The organism is Ruegeria sp. CDSB117 (genome assembly GCF_059611005.1).
In genome coordinates this window covers 435552-456017 of record NZ_JBXWOS010000001.1, presented here as the reverse complement: position 1 = coordinate 456017, position 20466 = coordinate 435552, and the positions used below count along the sequence as shown (strand labels likewise).

Genomic DNA, 20466 nt, shown 5'->3' with positions numbered 1-20466 from the left:
AAGACCGTCTATACATTGTAGCTCAAGAAAGCCTGTCATCAAGGTGTTGTGGTTAAGGTGTGATCTGGGATAATCTGGATACCTCTTTCAGAACAGGGAATCACCAATGAGCCGCTTTGCCGCCCCCATCGCCGAGCAGATCTGGGACATGAAATATCGTTTCAAACAGGCCGATGGCACTCCCATTGACCAAACGGTTGAGGACAGCTGGCGGCGTATCGCTCGCGATCTTGCGCAGGTCGAAAAAGACCCGGCGCATTGGGAGCAGAAGTTCTTCGAAGCGCTGGAAGATTTCAAATACCTGCCTGCTGGCCGTATCACCGCTGGCGCAGGCACTGCGCGACGTGTGACGCTGTTTAACTGCTTTGTCATGGGCACGGTGCCGGACAGCATGGGCGGTATCTTCGATATGCTGAAAGAGGCCGCGCTGACCATGCAGCAGGGTGGGGGGATCGGCTATGATTTCTCGACCATTCGCCCGCGCGGAGCGGATGTGCATGGGGTCGCGGCGGATGCATCCGGGCCTCTGAGCTTTATGGATGTATGGGACGCGATGTGCCGCACCATCATGTCCGCAGGTTCGCGCCGGGGTGCGATGATGGCGACCATGCGCTGTGACCACCCGGATATCGAACAGTTCATCACGGCTAAGTCCGACCCTGCACGCCTGCGCATGTTCAACATGTCTGTGCTGGTCACCGATCCCTTTATGGAAGCTGTCAAAGCCGATGGCCCGTGGGAGCTGGTGTTCGACGACAAGGTTTACCACACAGTTCAAGCGCGTGATCTGTGGAACAAGATCATGCAGGCCACCTATGACTATGCCGAACCGGGTGTGATTTTCATCGACCGGATCAACAAAGCCAACAACCTCAGCTATGCCGAAACCATCGCGGCGACAAACCCGTGTGGCGAGCAGCCTTTGCCGCCTTATGGCGCGTGCCTGCTGGGTTCGATCAACCTTGCCCGTCTTGTGTCAGAGCCGTTCGAAGATGCGGCCCATCTGAATGAGGCTGCCCTGCAAGAGCTGGTCGCGACAGCCGTCCGCATGATGGACAACGTTGTCGACGCGTCGAAGTTCCCGCTGCCGGAACAGGCCGCCGAGGCGCAGGCCAAGCGCCGTATCGGGCTGGGCGTGACCGGGCTGGCGGATGCTCTGCTGATGCTGGGTCTGCGCTATGGATCGGACGAGGGCGCGCGTCAGACCGAGCTCTGGTTGAAAGCGATTGCGCGCGCCGCGTATCTGGCGTCGGTCGACTTGGCAAAGGAAAAAGGGGCGTTCCCCCTGTTCGACGCCGAGAAATACTTGGAAAGCGGCACGATGCAGCAGATGGATGATGACGTGCGCGATGCAATTCGCGAACACGGTATCCGCAACGCTTTGCTGACTTCGATCGCGCCGACGGGGACAATTTCTCTCTACGCGGGGAATGTGTCGTCGGGGATCGAGCCAGTCTTTGCCTATGCCTATACGCGGAAGGTCCTGCAAAAGGATGGCTCGCGCACTGAAGAAGAAGTCGTGGACTACGCCGTGCAGATGTGGCGCGACAAATTTGGCGACAAAGAGCTGCCAGACTATTTCGTCAACGCACAGACGCTGTCCCCCTCCGATCACGTTAAGATGCAAGCCGCGGCTCAGAAATGGATCGACAGCTCGATCTCGAAGACGATCAACTGCCCCGAGGACATCAGCTTTGACGCTTTCAAAGATGTCTACATGCAGGCCTGGGATCAGGGGTGCAAAGGGTGCACGACTTATCGTCCGAACGATGTGACAGGGTCCGTCCTGACCGTGTCAGAAAGCGAAGACAAAGCGCCGGGTGAAAGTGCAAGCGCACCGCATGAAATTGACGGTGGCGACGTGATCTACATGTCGGAGCCGCTGGATCGCCCACAATCTCTGGAAGGTTCGACCTATAAGTTGAAGTGGCCCGATAGCGAACACGCGATCTACTTGACGATCAATGACATTGTCATCGGTGGCCGTCGTCGTCCGTTCGAAGTGTTCATCAACTCGAAGAACATGGAGCATTACGCCTGGACGCTGGCGCTGACCCGCATGATCTCGGCCGTATTCCGCCGGGGTGGGGATGTGTCTTTTGTGGTGGAAGAACTGAAGGCCGTGTTTGACCCGCGCGGTGGTGCTTGGGTTCAGGGCAAGTATATCCCGTCGATCTTGGCCGCAATTGGTGGCGTGATCGAACAGCACATGATCAATATTGGCTTTCTTGAGGGCGAGGGCATGGCGCTCAAATCCGACCCCCAAGCGCAGGTCGTCAACATGGACGCACCACGTGGCAAAGCCTGCCCATCCTGCGGCCAGTACGATATGGTGATGATCGAGGGCTGCATGACCTGCCGCAGCTGCGGTCATTCAAAATGTGGCTGATGTCGTGAATTTCAGCGTCGTGAACCGCCAGGCAATACGAACCCATTTCGGCGGTTTTGACGCCCATAAACAAGGTCATTAGAGCCCACACCTCGCAAATCTAAGGATTTATAGGGAAACAAGGCGCCGTATCGTTAATCAACGGCGCCTTGTTTTTTGCGAGATTGGGAGTGTACGCAGAAGTCTTTCGAGAATTGTTGGCAATACCCGGTATCGGTCGGGTGGCCGTTGTTACAGTATGTTTAGAAGCTTCGAAAACCCAGCGTTCAAAACAAGAGCCGCAAGTGTCCCTGTTATCGTCGCCGGTATACCCTGCTTCCAGGTATCGAACACTAGATGGCAGAATATCGCTCCGACAGATGTGCAGAGCAACGCAAGTGCTCCTAGCGGCCCGATCCACGACGATTGAAACCAGATGGCAATTGCCCCGAAAAGTTCCCCGCATCCGACGATGAACATGATCTGCCTGTTGAGGCCGTAGCTTTCGAACATGCCCAACTGGATTTCAAAGACCTTCTTTTGCCACCCAAAAATCTTGATGGATGAAGCAAAGAGAAAAAATGCAGATAGAAGACCGACGGCGATGTTCAGGAGCAATGCTAGTCCTTCCGGTTTGATTTCTTGTAGGCTGCCGGAGATACGCCCGTCCATTTACGAAATGCTCTGGAGAAGGCGGTTGGGTCGGCATAGCCAAGCCTTTGCGCTGTCTCGCCGACGGATTTATTGTCTTTTGCCAGCAGGCGTTCGGCTTCTTCCTGCTTAATGCGCGCGATCACTTGGGACGCCGTTTGACCGTAAGGTTCCAGCCGGTTGTTCAGTGTTTCCTGATGAAAGCCGCAAAGGTCCGCAAGCTCATCCACACCAAATCCTGAATCCGAAAGATGGACCCTGATTAGGCCTTTCAGTCCCGCAAGGAAATCCTGCGGGGCGGCCAGATCTTCATCCATAACCCTGTAGTCTGGGGGGTTTTCCAGTGCCTCTGGTCGTAGTCTGTAACTTAACCAGCTGGAGGGAAACCTGATCGAAAAACCTTGAGGATTGCACTTGATTGCCCGAACGCCGTGAAACTGACCGGGCAGCGCATCCGGGTCACTGACGCGAAGAATGACCTGGTTGGGGTCCCACCTGAAATCCAGGACACGGTGCAACAGGGATATCCATATACTCGTCAGAAACGCGTCGGTTTGGCTGGGAGAAACCGAAATTTGGAAGTTCCTTTTGGCACTGAAATACGCGTGCTCTCCTTCAACAAAGAGGGATTGCGTAACGGCATTGGATTCCTTGGAAACCGCTTGTGTGAACCTGGTAAAGAAGTCTCCCAATGTAAGGGCTTCTGCCAGCATATCGCCAAGCGGGAGAAATTTGACAAGGTCAACGGATTGCCCGACCCGTGCGCAAAAATCCGGTGAAGTGGCTTCTGCCACGGCCTGATAGATCTGGTAGACGGTATCGTGGCGCAGGAAATTCTTCGGGTCCATTACCTGCGCTTCGTTCAACCCCAGAGGATCAAGAACAAACGCGGGTTCGACCCCTACGCTGCGAAGCGCTGCGACAACCGGACCCGCAACTGAAGCCCTGACGAGTGGCAGCGACTGATCCGTGTTATTACCAAGTCTTCTTGTCATCTCTTCTCCAGAAATTCGCAATATGCCCGAGTGTAGGAAATTCCCACAACAAAATTATGAAATCTTGCAGTTTTCCAAAACTATTTTTCACGAACCGGCAAATTGTCAGGCATCAAGTTATTCGAATTCTATAATGACTCCTAAATGCGCCTTTTGCGATTCTTGTTGATAGGAGCCCTGATGAACGGATGTCTGATGCGCATACTTGTGCCCGCAGTACTAGCTGCGAGCCATCTGTTTCCAACTCATGCCGCTGCACAGGAAGAAAGTTTCCCGATCCTTTTCACAAATGTTCATGTCTTTGATGGGGTGAACGAAGCGCGGATCGAGAACGCAAATGTTTTGGTCGTTGATAACCTGATCGCCGAGGTCTCGACTGAGCCGCTTGCCGTCGCCAATGCGCAAATCATCGACGGTGGTGGGCGCACACTGATGCCCGGAATGCATGATCAACACGTGCATCTTACGTTGTTCAACCCTCTCAGCGATGGGTTGCGCCAGAATATAACACCCTTTCACCTTGGCGGCGTCGCGACAATTCGGTCTGAACGCATCCTGATGAATGGGTTCACCACTGTCCGGGACCTAGGCGGACCAGCAAAATCCATCGCTCGCATTATAGATTCCGGCATGTTTCCAGGGCCGCGCATTTACTCGTCTGAAGCCTTCATCACCCAGACATCCGGGCACGCGGACTTCCGTAAACTGAACGACCGGCATCCCACACTGTCTGGGCAAGGACCATCACATTGGGTCGAAAGTGAAATGAGCTTTATAGCCGATGGGCCGGATCAGATCCGGATGGCTGTACGCGAGAACCTGCGCCGCGGGGCAACCCAGATCAAAATTATGGTCAGCGGCGGTGTTACGTCCGAGTTCGACCCCCTGCATTCGCTTCAGTACCAAGCCGATGAAATCCAGATGGCAGTCAAAACCGCCGAACAGTGGGGCACTTATGTGACCTGCCATGTGTTCACTGAACAGGCGATCCGAAACTGTATCGACAATGGCGCGAAAACCGTCGAACACATCCCGTTTCTGACTCCGGAAGTGGCCGAGGTCATGGTTCAAAAACAGATCATGTTTGCGACCGCCGTGGCTCCGGTCTACTCGGTCTCCACCGAGCAGGCCGAAGCATTTTACACACCCGCGTCGTTTGCGAAGTGGAAGACGGTGCGGGATGCCGCGGCCAACATGATTGAAGTAATTCAAACCACGCCAGGCATGATCGATCTCTACACCCTGGGCACTGACCTCATCAACAACTGGGACCAAACGCTAGAGCAGGACAAGAAGATGAGCGACGAGTTCAAATACCTGCTTGAAGCGAATTTCACACCCTTCGACATTTTGCGCATCGCAACGTCCAACGGCGCGCGCATGAACCGTCTTACAGGTTTGAACAATCCTTATCAGGACGGCCCGCTGGGTGTGGTCGAAGAGGGTGCATACGCCGATCTTCTATTGGTTGATGGGAACCCGCTGGAGGACATCCTGCTGCTGTCCGATCCCGACACCAATCTAAAGATCATCATGAAAGATGGCGTGATCTACAAGAACACACTCGACTGAGTGTCGCGTGGGGTGAACTTACCTCGGCACCCCGCGCACTAAATTTTAAGGGAGAGAAGGACATGAATATTTCGACAAAGACGGCTGCCGTCGCGAGCCTGGTTTTTTTCACTGCCACTGCTGCGTTTGCGCAGGACACCCTGCCACAAACCCTGTTCACCAACGTCCATGTCTTTGACGGAGTAAATGAGGCGCGGATCGAGAACGCCAGCGTTCTGGTTGAAGGCAACTTGATCAAAGAAGTGTCCACCGAGGCTATCGACGCGCCTGGCGCGACGGTTGTGGATGGAGGTGGTCGCACATTGATGCCCGGGCTGATCGACAGCCACGTCCATCTGAACCTGACCGGTCTGTTCACAAGCTTTGGTGGCGCGGAATATGCGAATTGGGACGGCGTCGGCGCGATGGCGGTCGCAAACGCGCGTGATTACCTTATGGATGGGTACACAACGGTTCGCGATGCCTGTGGCCAAGGTGATGCGATGAAAAAGCTGATCGATCAGGATATCCTTGTCGGGCCACGGATTTACCCGAGCGGTGCGTGCATCGGCCCACAATCTGGTCACACGGACTGGCGCAGCCCTCGTGCCCGGGCAGAAGGTGGCCCCGTCGCACAGGTGGAAGAACTAAATCTCGCGGTCGTTGCAGACGGCGTAGACGAAATCAGAACGGCCGCGCGCCGGAACCTCAGCTATGGGGCCACGCAAATCAAGCTAACCGTCGGCGGCGGAGTTTCCTCGGAATTGGACCCGCTTTGGTCCGTTGGATACAGCGTGGAAGAAATAAAGGCAGCGGTCGACGTTGCGGCTTTTTTTGACACTTATGCTTTCACGCATGCCTACACGGACGAAACTGTCCAAATGGCACTGGATGCGGGCGTCAAGGTCATTGAACACGGCCAGATGGTCACAGAAGAAACCGTGAAACGAATGGCTGATGAAGGGATATTCTGGTCCCTCAACACCGCCGGGTTCTCACCGATCCTGTTTGAGCACCCGAACTTTGCACCGGGTACGCCAGCAGGCATCAAGCTTGCGGTTGCACATGACCAAAGCAAGGATCTCATCGCGCTTGTCAAGAAATACAAACCCAAGGTCGTGCACAACGTTGATACAGTACTGTCAACGCTCGATCAGGGCCGTGCCCATCGCGATTTCGAAAAGTACCAGTTTGCTGATTGGTTCGGCAATCATGCCATGCTGGTCTCCGCTACGTCGACCGCGGGCGAACTGGCGCAGCTGACTGGCCAACGTAATCCTTATCCGGAGCAGTTGGGGGTGATCCAATAAGGAGCCTACGCCGATATCCTGATCGTCGATGGCAACCCGCTGGAAGATCTTTCTGTCTTGGGGGCCCAACCGAAATGGTTTGACGCGGAACCGCGTGAAGAAGGTTTCGACACCATCCGTGTCATCATGAAGGACGGCAAATTCTACAAGAATACGCTGGAATAAAGGAAAGTGGGGTGGTCTATCTTTGATAACCCCACACTTCAGCCAAGAAACCTTCCCTGAAAGGAAAGACTGTGAAACATCTCAGCCTTGGCGTCTTTATGGCGATCTGTGGTTCAATTGCCGCTGCTGAAGACGCCGAAAGCATGCGTACGTTTTTGTTCATTGGCACGTCCAATAGCACCGCTTGGGAAATGCAGATCGCCAATCCGGGGGATCGCGCAGCCTCGGTGAAGGGCGGGATCGAAGCGCTCGGTGGAGAGCTTTTGAGCTATTACTGGGGGCTTGGAAACGGGAAGAACTACATCACCGTTTCACTGCCAGACGATCCAAGCTTTATCCAGGCCTTCTATGTCAGCCGCCTCGGCGACGGCTTGTTGGATGACTACCAGATGATCGAATTGATGAGCAGCGCCGACATGGCTGTGGCGCTGGAACGTGTTCCCGAAATCAAAGCTGTGGATGACGTTAAGTGATTGGAGGCTTGTCGCACCAGAGATCGTATCTTCCACCACGACCGACCCTTGCCACTGCCTTATTGAGCGCCTTTGCACTATTTGGCGGTGCTGCTGATGCCCAGGAAAATTCTGCTCAGGCGAAACTGGAGGCCGCAGCCCAGGTATCGTTGGGTGGTCCGGGATCAGCCAGCGCGCAGCAGGAGCAAGACAGGTTGCGCCGGCTGGAAGATTCGCGTTGGCCCGGTTTGGACCGTGCCATTGATCCAACCGAAACCGCTTTGGGTCGATTTCGGGAAAACACCGGATTGGCGCTCAGCTTTGATTACCAAGCGCTATACCAACGCAGTTCTCACAGCCTGACCGGGCAGGACGAATCTGCATCCGGTCAGCTCAGGATGATTGGGACGTGGGAATTGGCAAACCGGGGTGGTGAAAACCCGGGTAGCCTTGTCTTTATTCTGGAGAACCGACACCGGTTGGGCCAGTCCATTGCACCCTCAGCACTGCCTGCGCAAATTGGATATCAAGGGGCAACTGCGGTCACGTTTGGGGACACGAACACGACCTTGTCGGTAGCTTACTGGCAACAAGCCTTCGCAAACGGACGAGGAGGAGTGGTGGCGGGTCGGATCGATCCGGGCGACTACTCTGACATTCTGGGTTACGTGAACCCAAGGACGACCTTTTCGAACTATTCAATCCTGTTTAGCCCGGTGCTGCCAATCCCCGATCCCGGTTTTGGTGTCACGGTCGGCGGCTACCTGACGGATCAAATTTATGCGTTAGGGGTGGTCAGCGATGCCAATGGGTCTCTCACAGACATTGAGTGGTTTTCCGGGGGTAGCGAATTCTACAAATACGCCGAGATCGGCTGGACGCCCGAAAAATCAAAACGATTTCTGACAAACGTTCATCTGGGGATGTTTCACACGGATGCGCGCCAACAAGTTGGCGTACCGGAAACATATGGAGCCACACTTTCTGCCAACCATACATTCGACAACCAACTGATGATCTTCGGACGGCTGGGATGGTCCAATGGCGGCGGTGCGTTGGCCAAGCGTGCAGTCAACGCAGGCTTGATGTGGCGACCTGGCCCCTATGATGATCTCCTTGGCATAGCGGCCACTGTTGCCGACCTGACGACACCAGGATTGCCCAATCAAACGACACTTGAAGCTTTCTTCCGTTTGGACTTGGCCGACAATCTGGCACTGACGGCAGACGTGCAATACCTGAAAAATCCCGGATCAAACTCGAACGACCCGCTGGTCTTGGGACTGAGACTGAGGGTCAATCTTTGATGAATGCCGGGTAGCAGTTTCCGTTCGGGCTTCATTTTGGCCGGAGCGGGCGGGGGCGGCAAGTGAGTGGGTCGCCCCCAACTATTTTTGATGGCAGACCTTTTCGGTCTCCTTATGATCTCTTCAGTCTTTATGTGGGAGCTTTAGTGTCATGACGCGATACATCTACGGTTTGGTTATTTTGCTCTTTGCTGCGGCGGTTTCGACGTCAAACGCTGTTCCAGCGTACGCACAGAACGCGGCGAGTGAACAGGAACCTGCCGAGGTACAGCAAGAAGATCTCTTAACTCAGGTTGCCGACAAATCAATTTCTGCCGGTGACCTGGAGATACTGCTTGTTCCGCTGACGACTGATGAGCTTTCGGAAATTGCTTTTGCCTGGCAAGACCATGTCCGCAACCAACTTGAAGAAATTGCCCGTATCAATCTTAGCCTTCAGGCCGGAAACGAAGCGCAAGAAGATGACCTGAGATCACAACTTTCTTTGATAAACGATACTGGCACTGTAATTTTGGATAATTACACTCTGGTCTTGGACGAATGGGCCCTAAAGGGTGCCGCAGAAGAAGACCTGAAGCCGCATACAGATTATCTCTTGGCGCTCAAAACTGGCGTGCTTAAAACAACGGATTTACAGACTTTATTTCACAACGCTCTCCAATGGTTGGTTTCCTGGGAGGGAGGTGCTGGTCTTCTATTGGCTGGGTTGGGTGTTTTGGCTGCTGTTTGGGTTATGATGTTTGTCGCCAAAATGGTGCGTCGTTTAACTGAGCGCGGTCTTGAAAAGATACCAACAATATCGCGGATGCTTAAGAAATTCATTGCGACCGCAGTGTTTTGGGCGGTCTTTATTCTCGGCATTCTGGTTGTACTTGCCTTGTTTGGTGTGAACGTCACTCCTTTGTTTGCAATATTTGGTGGATTGTCTTTCATTCTTGGCTTTGCGCTTCAGGAAACGCTAGGCAATCTCGCCAGCGGACTGATGATCATGGTTTTAAAGCCATTCGATACCGGAGACTATATTCAGGTTGGCGGGTCATCTGGTTTTGTTGACGAGATGTCGGTCGTTTCGACAAAAATCCGAACCTTCGACAACCAGATCATCATTGTGCCGAATAGTAAGATCTGGGGTGACGTAATCACAAATGTCAGCGCATCTGATGAGCGTCGCGTCGATCTGGTTTTTGGGATCGCGTATTCAGACAACGCTGCTCACGCAATCGATGTTCTGAAGGAATTGGTCGCAAGACATGAACTATGCCTGAAATCGCCTGATCCAGAAATATTTGTTGGTGAGCTTGGCGACAATTCAGTCAATATCTTTTGTCGACCGTGGTCCAAGTCTGACGACTACTGGACTGTCTATTGGGACCTCACAGGACAAGCCAAAGAGCGGTTTGACCAAGAGGGAATATCAATACCGTTCCCGCAGCGCGATGTTCACCTGATCCCAGTGGAAGGAGTAAAGACATGAGAGCATTAGTAATATGGGTGATGTCCTTTCTGCTTCTTTGCAGTGTAGCCTCGGCCCAGTCAGAAGAAATACTGCTGCCACAGCAGGAGCGAGAAGATCCCGAATTCATAGCACCGGTTATTGTCGATGGGGATGAGCTTTTTGTCGTCCGCGGATCCAGCGCATTGCCCGCAACGGACAGGGCCGCAAAGATTGAAGAAAGAATTGCTCAAGTCGCGGATAGATCAGAGAGCAAAACGGTCGACATCCAAATCTCCCGGGCTGAATTTGGACAACTCGTACGCGTCGACGGCCATATGGTCACTATTACCACTCAGGCTGACGCCGACCACGAACAGATGGACATTGAAGTTCTGGCCGGGCTGCAAGCAGAGGCCATCGAAAATGCCATTTTAAAGTACCGGGAAGCGCGATCCAGCGAAGGCCGCGTTGACAGCGCCTTGGCCGCTGTCGCTTGGACGGCGTTGTTTGCACTGGTGTCATACTTTTTCTTTGCCAAACGGAAGAAGTTTCTGGGCTACGTCAGAAACAACTTGGAAAAGAGAGCGGAAAGCGTCGAGGAAGCTACAAAGTCAATTCTACGAAGTAGGGCAATCGCGTCTATCATCGTTTATTCAATTCATGCTTTGATGTGGGTGCTGTTTCTGTTTTTTCTCTATTACTACCTGTCCTTGGTTTTGCTGTCTTTCGCGGAAACCCAGGCCATCGCTCAAGTTCTTCTAAAGTACGTTAGTGAGCCATTGATAAATGTTGTGTTGGCTGTCGTTGGGTACATCCCAAACCTGATCATGCTGGTGATTATTGCAGCCTTATGTCGATTTGCGATCCGCGGCCTCGATCTGTTCTTTGACAACCTGGAGAACGGTGCGTTCGAAATCAAAGATTTCGAGGCGCACTGGATCGCGCCGACGAACATGCTGTTCAGGGCTTTGGTCATCGTGATCGCACTGGTGTTCGCCTACCCGTACATCCCGGGCTCAGGTTCCCGGGCGTTTCAGGGCCTGACAATTCTTGCCGGTATCATGGTCTCGTTGGGATCCAATACAGTTGTATCGAACATGATGGCAGGTCTGTTTGTCATCTATCGGCGCAGCACGAATGTTGGTGATCGAATAATGGTCGGAGACAAGATTGGGGACGTAACCGAAATCAAGCTTATGGAAACACTTATCAAATCCATCAAAAACGAAATGATCAGTATTCCAAACGCTCAGTTGTTGAACTCAGAAGTCGTGAATTATTCGCGCAAAGTCGATGGTCGAGGCCTTCTCGTTCACACAACGGTCGGGATCGGGTACGAGGAGCCGCCAAAAAAAATCACGGCAATGTTGATAGAGGCGGCTCATCGCACACAGGGTTTGAAGAAAAACCCGGAGCCTTTTGTACTTTGGACACAGTTGGCTGACTATGCCATCAATTACGAAATTAACGCATACACATCTCGAGGATCGAGTTTGCCTAAGATTCTGTCTGATCTACACCAAAACATCGTGGAAGTGTTCAACGAGAACGGTACGCAAATTATGACACCGTCCTACATGGCTGACCCGCCAAGTCCTAAGATTCCCACCGAAGAATGGGATGGAAAGCTTGCTCATATAGCGGAGTAAAAGAATACCACGTCCACTCTGGGTCCACTAAACCCTTCCATTGCAGGTTGTCGGATTAGTTTGATTGATCCAGAGCAATGGGTAGGATTAATGAAATAGTTTTCAGAACGTTTTGAGGTTCCAGATGATCAATTGGGCATTTACTGCAATGGTAACGCTTCTCGCGAGTGGCGCTCTTGCCGCTGGTATGGAGCGGTGGGGTGAGTCCGGCGACTGGAAAATTTTGATCGACCCCGAGAAAGGAAATGGCTGCCTCGCGTGGAAGCCCTTCGAAGACGACATGACAGTTGAAATTGGCGTCGCACCCAATCAGGCTGGCGGTTTCTTTGCCGCCTACAATCCGGCCTGGGTTCAGATTGAGGACGGATCAACCGGCATCGTGAACTTCGATTTTGGTGACGCAAAGTTTGAAGGCGAAGCCATAGGTGTTTTTAAAAATGGCGTCCCCGGGGGTTACGCCTTTTTCGACAACCCTGCGTTTGTAACCGAATTCGGCAAGCGCCAAAGCGTCACGATTATTGGTGAAAGTGGAGCCGAAGTAGAACTTGATCTAAGTGGGTCCTCAAAAGCCATCGAGGCCGTTTTGGCATGCCAGGCAGAACAGCCTGAACCACTAAAGAACTAGGTCGTGACCGACTATTGAAGCTGATTCATGTCTGGCACGCACGGTTGCCTGTCTGCTGGCATCGCATCAGCACCTTCCGGAGCCTTGTTTCTGGATCCACCTACATCCAACTTGAACTTCGGTGACGAAAGTTGGCCAGTCACGTCAAACGGCCACGCGCTACGGGATAGCGGTTTGCCAACTCGACGAGGTTCTGCCCTGATCGCAATAGTATCTTTGACCCAATCCACTTGGCCCTTGGCCACCAATTGAACAGAACCCGTTTCAACCACGATGGAGTCTGAGCTTACCCGGCCGGCTTCGATGCTAATTGGTGCCACAACGCATGTTATGTCCGTGTAACCTTGACGGAGTTCCTCTGAAAACAGCCATGGGAAAATACCAAGCCCTGCCAACTCCAGAAGGCTGGTGCTGACATAGCCTTGTGACATCGATAAAGAAGCAGTGCCGCGCATGGAATTCACAAACGCTTTGCCAGACGCGGTATTGCCTGAAACGTTAAACTCACCACTCAAACGTCCATAGGCATCTATCCCGATACCCAGTTCATCGAGAATCTCTCCGAATTCCCATCCTGAGGTTGACCCCGACAAGGAGAGCCAATCAGGTGAGTCAATCAGATCCATCACTGCCCGTAGGCTGAAGTTTCCACCGCCATAAGCCATCTGGAGCGGGCCAAAATCTACGGTCCCTTCTTTTGCAGACAATTGGCTGGAAACAGAAGTTACGCCTTGTTGGCCAACAATCTCCTTAAAGTCGATCTGTACCTCGACGTCTGCCTCTCTCAGTACGCGCTGCACATCCAGAAGATCGGCTGGCTTTCCTTTCTCCTTTGGTAAAACCAGGGGCTGTACGTTGGTTTCCTTCGGTAGAACCAAGGGCTGTACGTCGGTTTCAGGATCTTTTGAAGCGTCGCCTACCAAGCTTTTAAGCTGGTCCAGCGTAGCGGTCAGGTTTTTTAGATCGTTTAAATCGAGCCTTTTACTCGCAACGTTTCCGCGAATTACAGAAGCGCCCTCGGGAAATTTTGCATCCAAAGCGGCCAGAAGGTGTGACGAACCGGCTTCAAACTCGATTGAGGCAGTGAAGTCCTCGCCCTGCTTCGACGTCACTGCATCGACGGCAAGTGCGCCAATCTCGACAGGTTGCAATTTAAGCGCAGTCAGAAAACTAGCTCCGTCGCTGACATCCAGTTCCACGTCAAAATCAAGGCCTGACAGCCCTTTCAATTCGCTGACCGATAGCGCGAGGTCAAGCGCCCAAATATCTGTGCCATAGGTGGTTGCATTAAACCTGTTGAGCGAAACAGGCCCTCCTTCATTGGACAAGCTGAAGTCGGCATTTATGCCACCGAGCTGATCGACAAAATCTTCATCCATATTTGGCAAAATCAATTTGGCCGGCCCGTTGAGTGTGCCTTCGAAAGTCACGTCCTGAAGCTGAAGCAGGTCGAGAATTTCGCCGTCGGCCTTTAGAATTGGGTCCGCAATGGGTCCAGCCTGTAAGGCGATGCCCAGCATCGCAAGCCGACCATCGGGCATGCGGCGAATGCGTTCGATAGAGGCTGGCCCGATCACGTCCAGGCCTTGATCAAATGCGTTAGTTTGGAACAGAAGTTTCTCGAACTCGAAAGACGCAAGTGATCCTATCATGTGCATTTCAAAGGCTGTGAACTTCAGCTCCTGGAAACTCTTTGCTGCGTTCGGCGGCTGCCCCTCAGGATAAAGCCGCGCGTCGAATAGCAGATCAACGCCCCGAGCTGTGTAGAGGTCTTCTATCGATCCTTCTGCTGTAAGTTGCTGTCCGTCCTCAAGGTTTACGGTGGTCGTAAAGGTCTCGATTTTCAGAGCATCCTGAGAAACAAGCTCTGCTTGCAACTGGCCATTCCCTTCCAGAACTCGCTCCAGCCCAATGACTTCAAGAAAGTCACCGAATTCACCAGTGTCCATCTGCAAGACAGCACGATAGCCACCTCCCTCGCTTTCCGAAAATGGTTCGCCGTCATAGCTCACCGTCATTTCGCCAAAATTGGCGCGCGTCGTAAACGGTGCACTATGAGGATAGTCTCCCTCGATTTCGAAACTTTGACCGTTGACGGAGCCGGTCCCCGATACCTTTGTTCTTTGCCCTTCTTCTACCTGTTCCAGAGCGAGAGACTGGAGGTCAAACACGAAAGAAAAGCCAGAGGTTTGATCATCAATGTTCAACCCAATGGATGTGAAAGCCACATTCTTGTCGCTCAGGAATGAGAGGATCCCGCTACCTTCTGGGTCGCCCTCATTGGACCCGCCTGTCTCAGCTATAGCTTCTTGATTGTCCTCTTCCGCGGCGTTTTCGGGTTCAGGTTTTGTCGTCGGTCGGCCTTTTCGCCAACTTGTTGTGCCGTCAGCAGCTGTAAGGAAATTCGCCTGGAGACCGTCAACGACGAGGTTGTCAAAGTGCAGACGTCGATTGGCCAAAGCGGCAACATCCAATTCCAGTTCCAGAAGGTTCAATTCTGCAAGAGATGTTTCCGGCATTGTTTGGCTCGGGATAATCACACCACCGACGTAAATGTGGGTGATGCGTCCAAGCGCGACACTTACATCGTCGTTGACTACAATCGGTTGTCCGATTTGTTCAGAAAGGACTTTTTCGACCAGGTCACGTCGCATCTCCGAGAATAGCGGCGCAGCAAGTAGCAACCAAACAAGTGCGATTGTTGCAAACACAAGTAGTACGACAATCCCAATTGTTCTAAACAGCCAAGTCCTCATGCATCCCCCTGACGTCGCCTACGCCGTTTTGTCTATCTGCAATTCGGCGTTTGCCAATCTACTGAAAAAGTTGGGCACGTAACTCGGTTCTCGCGCGCCGCGCATTTCGTGCTCATCGGTCCAAAGCTGCCAGGATACGGGCATCCCGTTCGTAAGGGTCCTCGCGGAAATGAACGACCCCGTCTTCGACCCACGCTGTCCAATATGTCAAAAGAACCGGCATTGGCTCAGGTAGATCAACGCGCGTTGTCTTTCCGCTATCCAAAATGGACTGCATCTTCTGCCGGCTCCAATCTGGCTCTCCCTCCATCAGAAGGCTCGCGAACTCGAACGGATACTCAAGGCGAACGCAGCCGGAACTGAGATTTCTCTCGTTTCGGTCAAAAAGGGTTTTGTCGTTTGTGTCGTGCAAGTATACAGCATATTTGTTTGGAAACATGAACTTAACCAAACCCAGCGCATTGTCTGGGCCCGGCTGCTGAACCAGGGTCACGCCGGGGTTCTTCGCCCCCCAGTTTACGGCGTTTGCGGGGATTGTCTGGCCATCCTTGTTCCGAACAACATAGTTGTTGCGTGTCAGATAGGCTGGATCCTTGCGGATGCGCGAAAGTTTGTCTTTACGAAAAATCGAGGCGGGAACGGTCCAGGTGGGATTGAATTCCATATACTTGATTTCGTCTCGGAACACTGGGGTCTTTCGATAGGCTGACCCTGTGATTGATCTAGTGGTCCAAAGCGTGCCATCCGATGTGACCAAATATGTGCGGGCTCCTGCAATGTTCACCAGCACGAATTCGTCGTCGACTTCCCGCATAAGCCAGCGGCCACGTTCCAAGCTGAGACGCAGCTTGTTAATTCGATCTTCCACCGGTTTGTTTAGCGATGCGAACGTCTTACCGCCAATGACCCCATCGGCTTCTAATCCATGCCGACTCTGAAAAGATTTGACTAATTTCACCAAGTTATCGTCGTAAACCCAAGCTGTGTTTATGCCGTTTTCACCATCTTCAGAAGAACCGCTTGTTTCAACGAAGCCTTCTGCCGCCAGCCTTTCGCGCAGCTTAGCGACAGCAGGGTCCACCATCTCTGGTTTAAGAACGGTTTCATCCGGAACATTGGTCCAACCGCCCTGTAAAGCAATGGCCCTATACTTACTCAGTGCTTCGACAAGCATCGTATACTGCGCATTGTCGATATCGATGCGTTCGATTAACGCGCTAAAACCTTCACCTTGAAGAAACTGATTCAGGGCAACGGCTGGGTCTTGTTGAATTACCGGTTTTGAGAAGTTCCAATCATCGTCCAGTGCATTTGGGTCGACTTTCCCAAACACCAAATGATGAACCAGTTTCACCGCAGCGTCCGTTGCCAGAATATCGAACAATGCTTGATTAGAAATATCGCCAGTTTGGGCGGCCTTAAATGCGGCTTGAAGCTCCGCTAAGTCAAAATCTTCCGGTCTGAAGCCCTGTTCTATAGCACTATCCAACTCATCAAAGAGTTCGTCTGCCAATTCATCGCGTGTCCACGCAGGAGTGAAGCCCCTCTCTTCGTAGAAACGCGGCACTAGGATTTCAGCATCCAAGCTCTTTCTGTCAGGTAGCGTGCTACTCACGTCCAACTTGGCACCGAGTAGAGAAGCAATCTGCTCTGATATCTCGTTTGCGACACTTGGGTTGGGGAATATTGTTACCAATGCAGTTAGCGAAATCGCGACTAACGACTTAACGTGACCCACCAATACCTCCTGCGGCTTCGCGCTATATGCTGTCTCTATGTGGGAGGATACTCATACATAATGTATAATCAAATCGTAATTTATGATTTTAGTGTGGCCATTTGATTGGAGGGTTCGAGAGTCGTGTGTATATGCAGGGGATTGACGCTGAACGTCCAAACGATCCTGTGGACGAGGCGGCCCTGTTGAATCTACTGTCATTGCAGTATCGACGGAGTTGGGCGGGTTATGGCGACATTTGTATTGGTCCATGGAGCGTGGCAAGGGGGATGGTGCTGGGCTCGCGTAGCCGCGCTTCTGCGCAGGGAGGGTCACGACGTTTTTACCCCTACACTGACAGGTCTGGGCGAGCGTGCTCATCTCGTGAGTGACGAAACCGATCTGGCCATGCATATCGAGGATGTCCTGGGGGTGATCACGTGCGAAGAACTCTCTGACATTGTTTTGTGCGGTCATAGCTATGGCGGCATGGTTGTCACCGGAGTCGCAAATAGAGCGCCCGACCACATTCGCTCACTTGTGTACCTCGATGCGCTCGTGCCGGGCGATGGGCAGGCCGCCTTGGATGTGTTGCCTGCGGATATCGCGGCAGGGCTTCGTGATAGTGCCGTCGATGGCAAAGTCGCGCCGGGCCCAGCGGAGGCTTTTTCGGTGAATGGAGCAGACTGTGCGTGGGTAGACCGCCGAAATGTCGCGCAACCACTCAAGACATTTGAGCAACCGATGCAACTGGTGAGCGGCGGAACCAAGGTGTTAAAGCGGACCTACATCTATGCCACTGGCTGGGTCCCAGGGCTTGGCCAACCGTTTTTTGAGCGATACCAGCATCAGTCGGGGTGGACAGCGATTTCGGTGCCATTCGGGCACTACGTGATGATCGATAGGCCTGAAGACTTGGCCCGAATTCTAATGTCCGCAATTTGAACGTGGCCGCCGATTCCTGCACGAGTGGGCAGACAGCGAAATCGCCCGTATTAGAATGGTTATTGCTTCCATTCCGATTGTCCTACTTCAACCACCGCTTCGGGGGAAGATGTGCCGCAGCGCCGCAGGTTGTCCCGCGTTTCAACTGATCAGCTGGCATTGATCTCAAGCGGTCGAAAGGCACCCATTGATGAGTTGAAGCAGGGGCAGGTCCAGATTGGCACCGCTGCACAATTTAGTTGCTGTAATGCAACGATTGGACGGCTCAAATCGGATGCCTAGATAGCATTGGATGAAGCGGAATATCATGGTTCCCAAAATACCGCGTGGAATTGGTGGTACATGAAGAGCGAATACCCTAGGCTTAATTTGCAATTAAAAAACAAATATTTGAGTAGAGAATCGCTTTGGGCTTTCTTGAAGCTAGTGCGTCGCTGTTTGTCAGAAACAATCTAAGGTTGAATTAATTTCACTTTTAGTATCAGTTTGACTTGACACACCGGAAACATTTACGTGATTGCTGCACTTCGGTCTCTTTTCCGCCAGATTCTGTCCTGATAAGTAGGTGCAGTAAGCAGTGATTTGTTGAAAGGTACAGGCGGATACAATGACAGCCGGGGACAGCGGTCGCATATCCATTTCGTGGACGCAGACAGAGTTAAACGGACTTGAGGCGGCGCCTCAGTCTTTTTTGAAAGTAGGAGCCGCATGGTCGTGGCGTGGGCAGGCTCTTTCATTGGCCAGTCCGGCCGAGCAGGGCCTTGTGTTGTCGGGTCAGGCCGAAGCATACGCATCAAAAGTGCTAAGCAGCATCGCGCCGTCGCCGAATCTGGCAGACGGAACGCTGGGTCGCATCGTTCTGACCAATGGCGCACAAAAGTACACGGCGCTTTTGTTTTTGGTCGCCGGAGACACACACCCGACACTGGTTTTCGAAAACGGGTATCCCGCGCGCGATCAGGAATTCTGGGTCAGTGCGTATACCGAGTTTGAAAGCGAAAGCAATTCCAGCCTCACGGACCAAACCGTTGTCGCTTTCCCGATGCGGTCGCCGATGGATAAGGGTTGGGAAAACGCAGTTGCGGACGTCCGAAGCGTAGCAGACTAAAGTTCCAATCAGGCTGCCTGCATTCGCACATAGCAAAAAACCCATAGCCGTGTTGACTCCGCCAGTTCTGCGGATATAAGCGCGGCTTCATTGGTGTTGGTGGGCCCCGTAAGGGGATTCCTGTCATGGGGGAAACCTCAAGAGGACAACGCCCTTCATAGTGGCCTGTACGGGCCTCGACCTAAAGAAGGAGATCAGCCGTGACCAAACGCACGTCTGCCAAGTACAAAATTGACCGCCGGATGGGCGAAAACATCTGGGGTCGTCCGAAATCCCCGGTCAACCGTCGCGAATACGGCCCCGGCCAGCACGGCCAGCGCCGCAAGGGCAAACTGTCGGACTTCGGTCTGCAGCTGCGCGCCAAGCAGAAGCTGAAAGGCTACTATGGCGACCTGACCGAGAAGCAATTCCGCCGCATCTATGCCGAAGCCGTACGTGTGAACGGCGACACCGGTGAAAACCTGATCGGCCTGCTGGAGCGTCGTCTGGACGCTGTTGTCTACCGCGCCAAATTTGTTGCAACTGTCTTTGCTGCACGTCAGTTCGTGAACCACGGCCACGTCAAAGTGAACGGCAAGCGGGTCAACATCCCTAGCTACCGTGTCAAAGAAGGCGACGTAATCGAAGTACGCGACAAGTCCAAGCAACTGGCTGTAGTTCTGGAAGCCGCTGCTCTGGCCGAGCGTGACGTGCCTGACTACATCGACGCCGACCACTCGAAAATGACCGCGACCTTCGTGCGCGCACCAGGCCTGGGCGATGTGCCGTACCCGGTCGTCATGGAGCCGAACCTGGTTGTCGAATTCTACGCGAAGAACTAATCGTCGCCGACATCGAATTTTCGAAAGGCCGCGCAATTGCGCGGCCTTTCTTTGTTTAAGGGGGGCTCTGTTCCCAATTGTCGCGGGCTGTGATTCCGCCGGGATAACTTGGCCAGACGAAGAGCGGATCAGATCGGCAAGGGGCGCCCCTCAGCGATTGCCTCCATTGCGAAATACGATGTGACACTGTCCAGTTCGACCTTATCGATCAGTCGCTGATATACTTTATCGTATGATGACATATCCTGGGTGACGACCTTCAATTGATAGTCATAGTCGCCGCCTATGCGATGGAAATCCACCACTTCGGGGATGGTCAGGACGTGGCGGCGAAAGGCCTGCAACCAGTCCGCCGAATGATGCCGGGTGCGTAGCATGACAAAGACGACAAGGCTTAGCCCCAGTTTCTCACGCGCGATCTGCGCGGTTGATCCGGTAACGACACCATTTTCGTTCAAAGCCTTTAATCGGCGCCAGCAGGCGTTTTGCGATAGCCCGACCCGATCAGCCAACTCACGCTGAGATAGCGTTGCGTCTGTTTGAAGCTCACGCAAGATACGTTTGTCAATTTGATCTAATTTTTTAGCCATTCCGAAGCATATGACACAAAA

Annotated in this window: 16 protein-coding genes; 11 read left to right on the top strand and 5 right to left on the bottom strand. The window is 52.9% G+C overall.

The annotated features are described in order from the left end of the window. Positions 1 to 106: 106 nt before the first annotated feature. Entirely contained in the window at positions 107 to 2389 is a 2283-nt protein-coding gene (locus tag AC2FJC_RS02260) for an adenosylcobalamin-dependent ribonucleoside-diphosphate reductase (protein WP_496738245.1), read from the top strand. Positions 2390 to 2620: 231 nt separating this feature from the next. Here the strand turns inward: AC2FJC_RS02260 and AC2FJC_RS02255 are convergent, their stop codons facing one another. Further along, entirely contained in the window at positions 2621 to 3040 is a 420-nt protein-coding gene (locus tag AC2FJC_RS02255; protein ID WP_496738244.1) for a DoxX family protein, read from the bottom strand. Then, on the bottom strand, positions 2989 to 4014 hold the full coding sequence (locus tag AC2FJC_RS02250; RefSeq protein ID WP_496738243.1) for a helix-turn-helix domain-containing protein: 1026 nt from the start codon (positions 4012 to 4014) through the stop codon (positions 2989 to 2991). Before AC2FJC_RS02250 ends, AC2FJC_RS02255 begins: the two co-directional genes overlap by 52 nt. 180 nt (positions 4015 to 4194) lie before the next feature. On the opposite strand from AC2FJC_RS02250, the gene AC2FJC_RS02245 reads away from it, so the two are divergent. From AC2FJC_RS02245 to AC2FJC_RS02215, 7 genes are all read left to right on the top strand, one after another. Continuing rightward, positions 4195 to 5586 carry a metal-dependent hydrolase family protein gene (locus tag AC2FJC_RS02245; RefSeq protein ID WP_496738242.1) on the top strand — a complete coding sequence of 464 codons (1392 nt, stop codon included), beginning with the start codon at positions 4195 to 4197 and terminating at the stop codon, positions 5584 to 5586. A 62-nt stretch (positions 5587 to 5648) separates the two neighbouring features. Then, on the top strand, positions 5649 to 6875 hold the full coding sequence (locus AC2FJC_RS02240; RefSeq protein WP_496738241.1) for an amidohydrolase family protein: 1227 nt from the start codon (positions 5649 to 5651) through the stop codon (positions 6873 to 6875). Between the two features lie 236 nt (positions 6876 to 7111). Then, positions 7112 to 7513, top strand: coding sequence for a hypothetical protein (locus AC2FJC_RS02235; protein ID WP_299640498.1), 402 nt, complete (start codon positions 7112 to 7114; stop codon positions 7511 to 7513). Between the two features lie 62 nt (positions 7514 to 7575). Beyond that, positions 7576 to 8799 (top strand): carbohydrate porin, encoded by a 1224-nt coding sequence (locus tag AC2FJC_RS02230; RefSeq protein ID WP_496738240.1) that lies wholly within the window; start codon positions 7576 to 7578, stop codon positions 8797 to 8799. Positions 8800 to 8950: 151 nt separating this feature from the next. Further along, on the top strand, positions 8951 to 10273 hold the full coding sequence (locus tag AC2FJC_RS02225; RefSeq protein ID WP_496738239.1) for a mechanosensitive ion channel family protein: 1323 nt from the start codon (positions 8951 to 8953) through the stop codon (positions 10271 to 10273). After that, complete coding sequence (locus AC2FJC_RS02220) at positions 10270 to 11883, top strand: mechanosensitive ion channel family protein (RefSeq protein ID WP_496738238.1); 1614 nt, start codon at positions 10270 to 10272, stop codon at positions 11881 to 11883. The genes AC2FJC_RS02225 and AC2FJC_RS02220 overlap by 4 nt, the downstream gene beginning before the upstream one ends. 124 nt (positions 11884 to 12007) lie before the next feature. Then, complete coding sequence (locus AC2FJC_RS02215) at positions 12008 to 12508, top strand: hypothetical protein (protein ID WP_496738237.1); 501 nt, start codon at positions 12008 to 12010, stop codon at positions 12506 to 12508. 11 nt (positions 12509 to 12519) lie between these two features. Here the strand turns inward: AC2FJC_RS02215 and AC2FJC_RS02210 are convergent, their stop codons facing one another. Beyond that, positions 12520 to 15264 carry an AsmA family protein gene (locus AC2FJC_RS02210; RefSeq protein ID WP_496738236.1) on the bottom strand — a complete coding sequence of 915 codons (2745 nt, stop codon included), beginning with the start codon at positions 15262 to 15264 and terminating at the stop codon, positions 12520 to 12522. Between the two features lie 112 nt (positions 15265 to 15376). Further along, positions 15377 to 17002, bottom strand: coding sequence for a L,D-transpeptidase family protein (locus tag AC2FJC_RS02205; RefSeq protein WP_496738235.1), 1626 nt, complete (start codon positions 17000 to 17002; stop codon positions 15377 to 15379). A gap of 228 nt (positions 17003 to 17230) precedes the next feature. Between AC2FJC_RS02205 and AC2FJC_RS02200 the strand changes: the two genes are divergently transcribed. The 3 genes from AC2FJC_RS02200 to rpsD all read left to right on the top strand — a co-directional run bounded on the left by AC2FJC_RS02200 (position 17231) and on the right by rpsD (position 19855). Further along, positions 17231 to 17926 (top strand): alpha/beta fold hydrolase, encoded by a 696-nt coding sequence (locus tag AC2FJC_RS02200; protein WP_496738234.1) that lies wholly within the window; start codon positions 17231 to 17233, stop codon positions 17924 to 17926. 607 nt (positions 17927 to 18533) lie between these two features. After that, a complete protein-coding gene (locus AC2FJC_RS02195) occupies positions 18534 to 19034 on the top strand; it encodes a hypothetical protein (RefSeq protein ID WP_496738233.1) in 501 nt (166 codons plus the stop codon). A gap of 200 nt (positions 19035 to 19234) precedes the next feature. Beyond that, positions 19235 to 19855, top strand: coding sequence for a 30S ribosomal protein S4 (rpsD, locus tag AC2FJC_RS02190; protein ID WP_058275494.1), 621 nt, complete (start codon positions 19235 to 19237; stop codon positions 19853 to 19855). Between the two features lie 128 nt (positions 19856 to 19983). On the opposite strand, the gene AC2FJC_RS02185 is transcribed toward rpsD, so the two are convergent. Continuing rightward, positions 19984 to 20445 (bottom strand): Lrp/AsnC family transcriptional regulator, encoded by a 462-nt coding sequence (locus tag AC2FJC_RS02185; protein ID WP_496738232.1) that lies wholly within the window; start codon positions 20443 to 20445, stop codon positions 19984 to 19986. Positions 20446 to 20466 lie beyond the last annotated feature (21 nt).

What these genes read in the sequence shown, in the direction of transcription:
- AC2FJC_RS02245 (WP_496738242.1), top strand. Translation starts at nt 4,195, where the DNA reads ATGAACGGATGTCTGATGCGCATACTTGTGCCCGCAGTACTAGCTGCG.
- AC2FJC_RS02220 (WP_496738238.1), top strand. Translation starts at nt 10,270, where the DNA reads ATGAGAGCATTAGTAATATGGGTGATGTCCTTTCTGCTTCTTTGCAGT.
- AC2FJC_RS02255 (WP_496738244.1), bottom strand. Translation starts at nt 3,040, where the DNA reads ATGGACGGGCGTATCTCCGGCAGCCTACAAGAAATCAAACCGGAAGGA.
- AC2FJC_RS02195 (WP_496738233.1), top strand. Translation starts at nt 18,534, where the DNA reads ATGACAGCCGGGGACAGCGGTCGCATATCCATTTCGTGGACGCAGACA.
- AC2FJC_RS02215 (WP_496738237.1), top strand. Translation starts at nt 12,008, where the DNA reads ATGATCAATTGGGCATTTACTGCAATGGTAACGCTTCTCGCGAGTGGC.
- AC2FJC_RS02225 (WP_496738239.1), top strand. Translation starts at nt 8,951, where the DNA reads ATGACGCGATACATCTACGGTTTGGTTATTTTGCTCTTTGCTGCGGCG.
- AC2FJC_RS02250 (WP_496738243.1), bottom strand. Translation starts at nt 4,014, where the DNA reads ATGACAAGAAGACTTGGTAATAACACGGATCAGTCGCTGCCACTCGTC.
- AC2FJC_RS02200 (WP_496738234.1), top strand. Translation starts at nt 17,231, where the DNA reads ATGGCGACATTTGTATTGGTCCATGGAGCGTGGCAAGGGGGATGGTGC.
- AC2FJC_RS02185 (WP_496738232.1), bottom strand. Translation starts at nt 20,445, where the DNA reads ATGGCTAAAAAATTAGATCAAATTGACAAACGTATCTTGCGTGAGCTT.
- AC2FJC_RS02210 (WP_496738236.1), bottom strand. Translation starts at nt 15,264, where the DNA reads ATGAGGACTTGGCTGTTTAGAACAATTGGGATTGTCGTACTACTTGTG.
- AC2FJC_RS02260 (WP_496738245.1), top strand. Translation starts at nt 107, where the DNA reads ATGAGCCGCTTTGCCGCCCCCATCGCCGAGCAGATCTGGGACATGAAA.
- AC2FJC_RS02240 (WP_496738241.1), top strand. Translation starts at nt 5,649, where the DNA reads ATGAATATTTCGACAAAGACGGCTGCCGTCGCGAGCCTGGTTTTTTTC.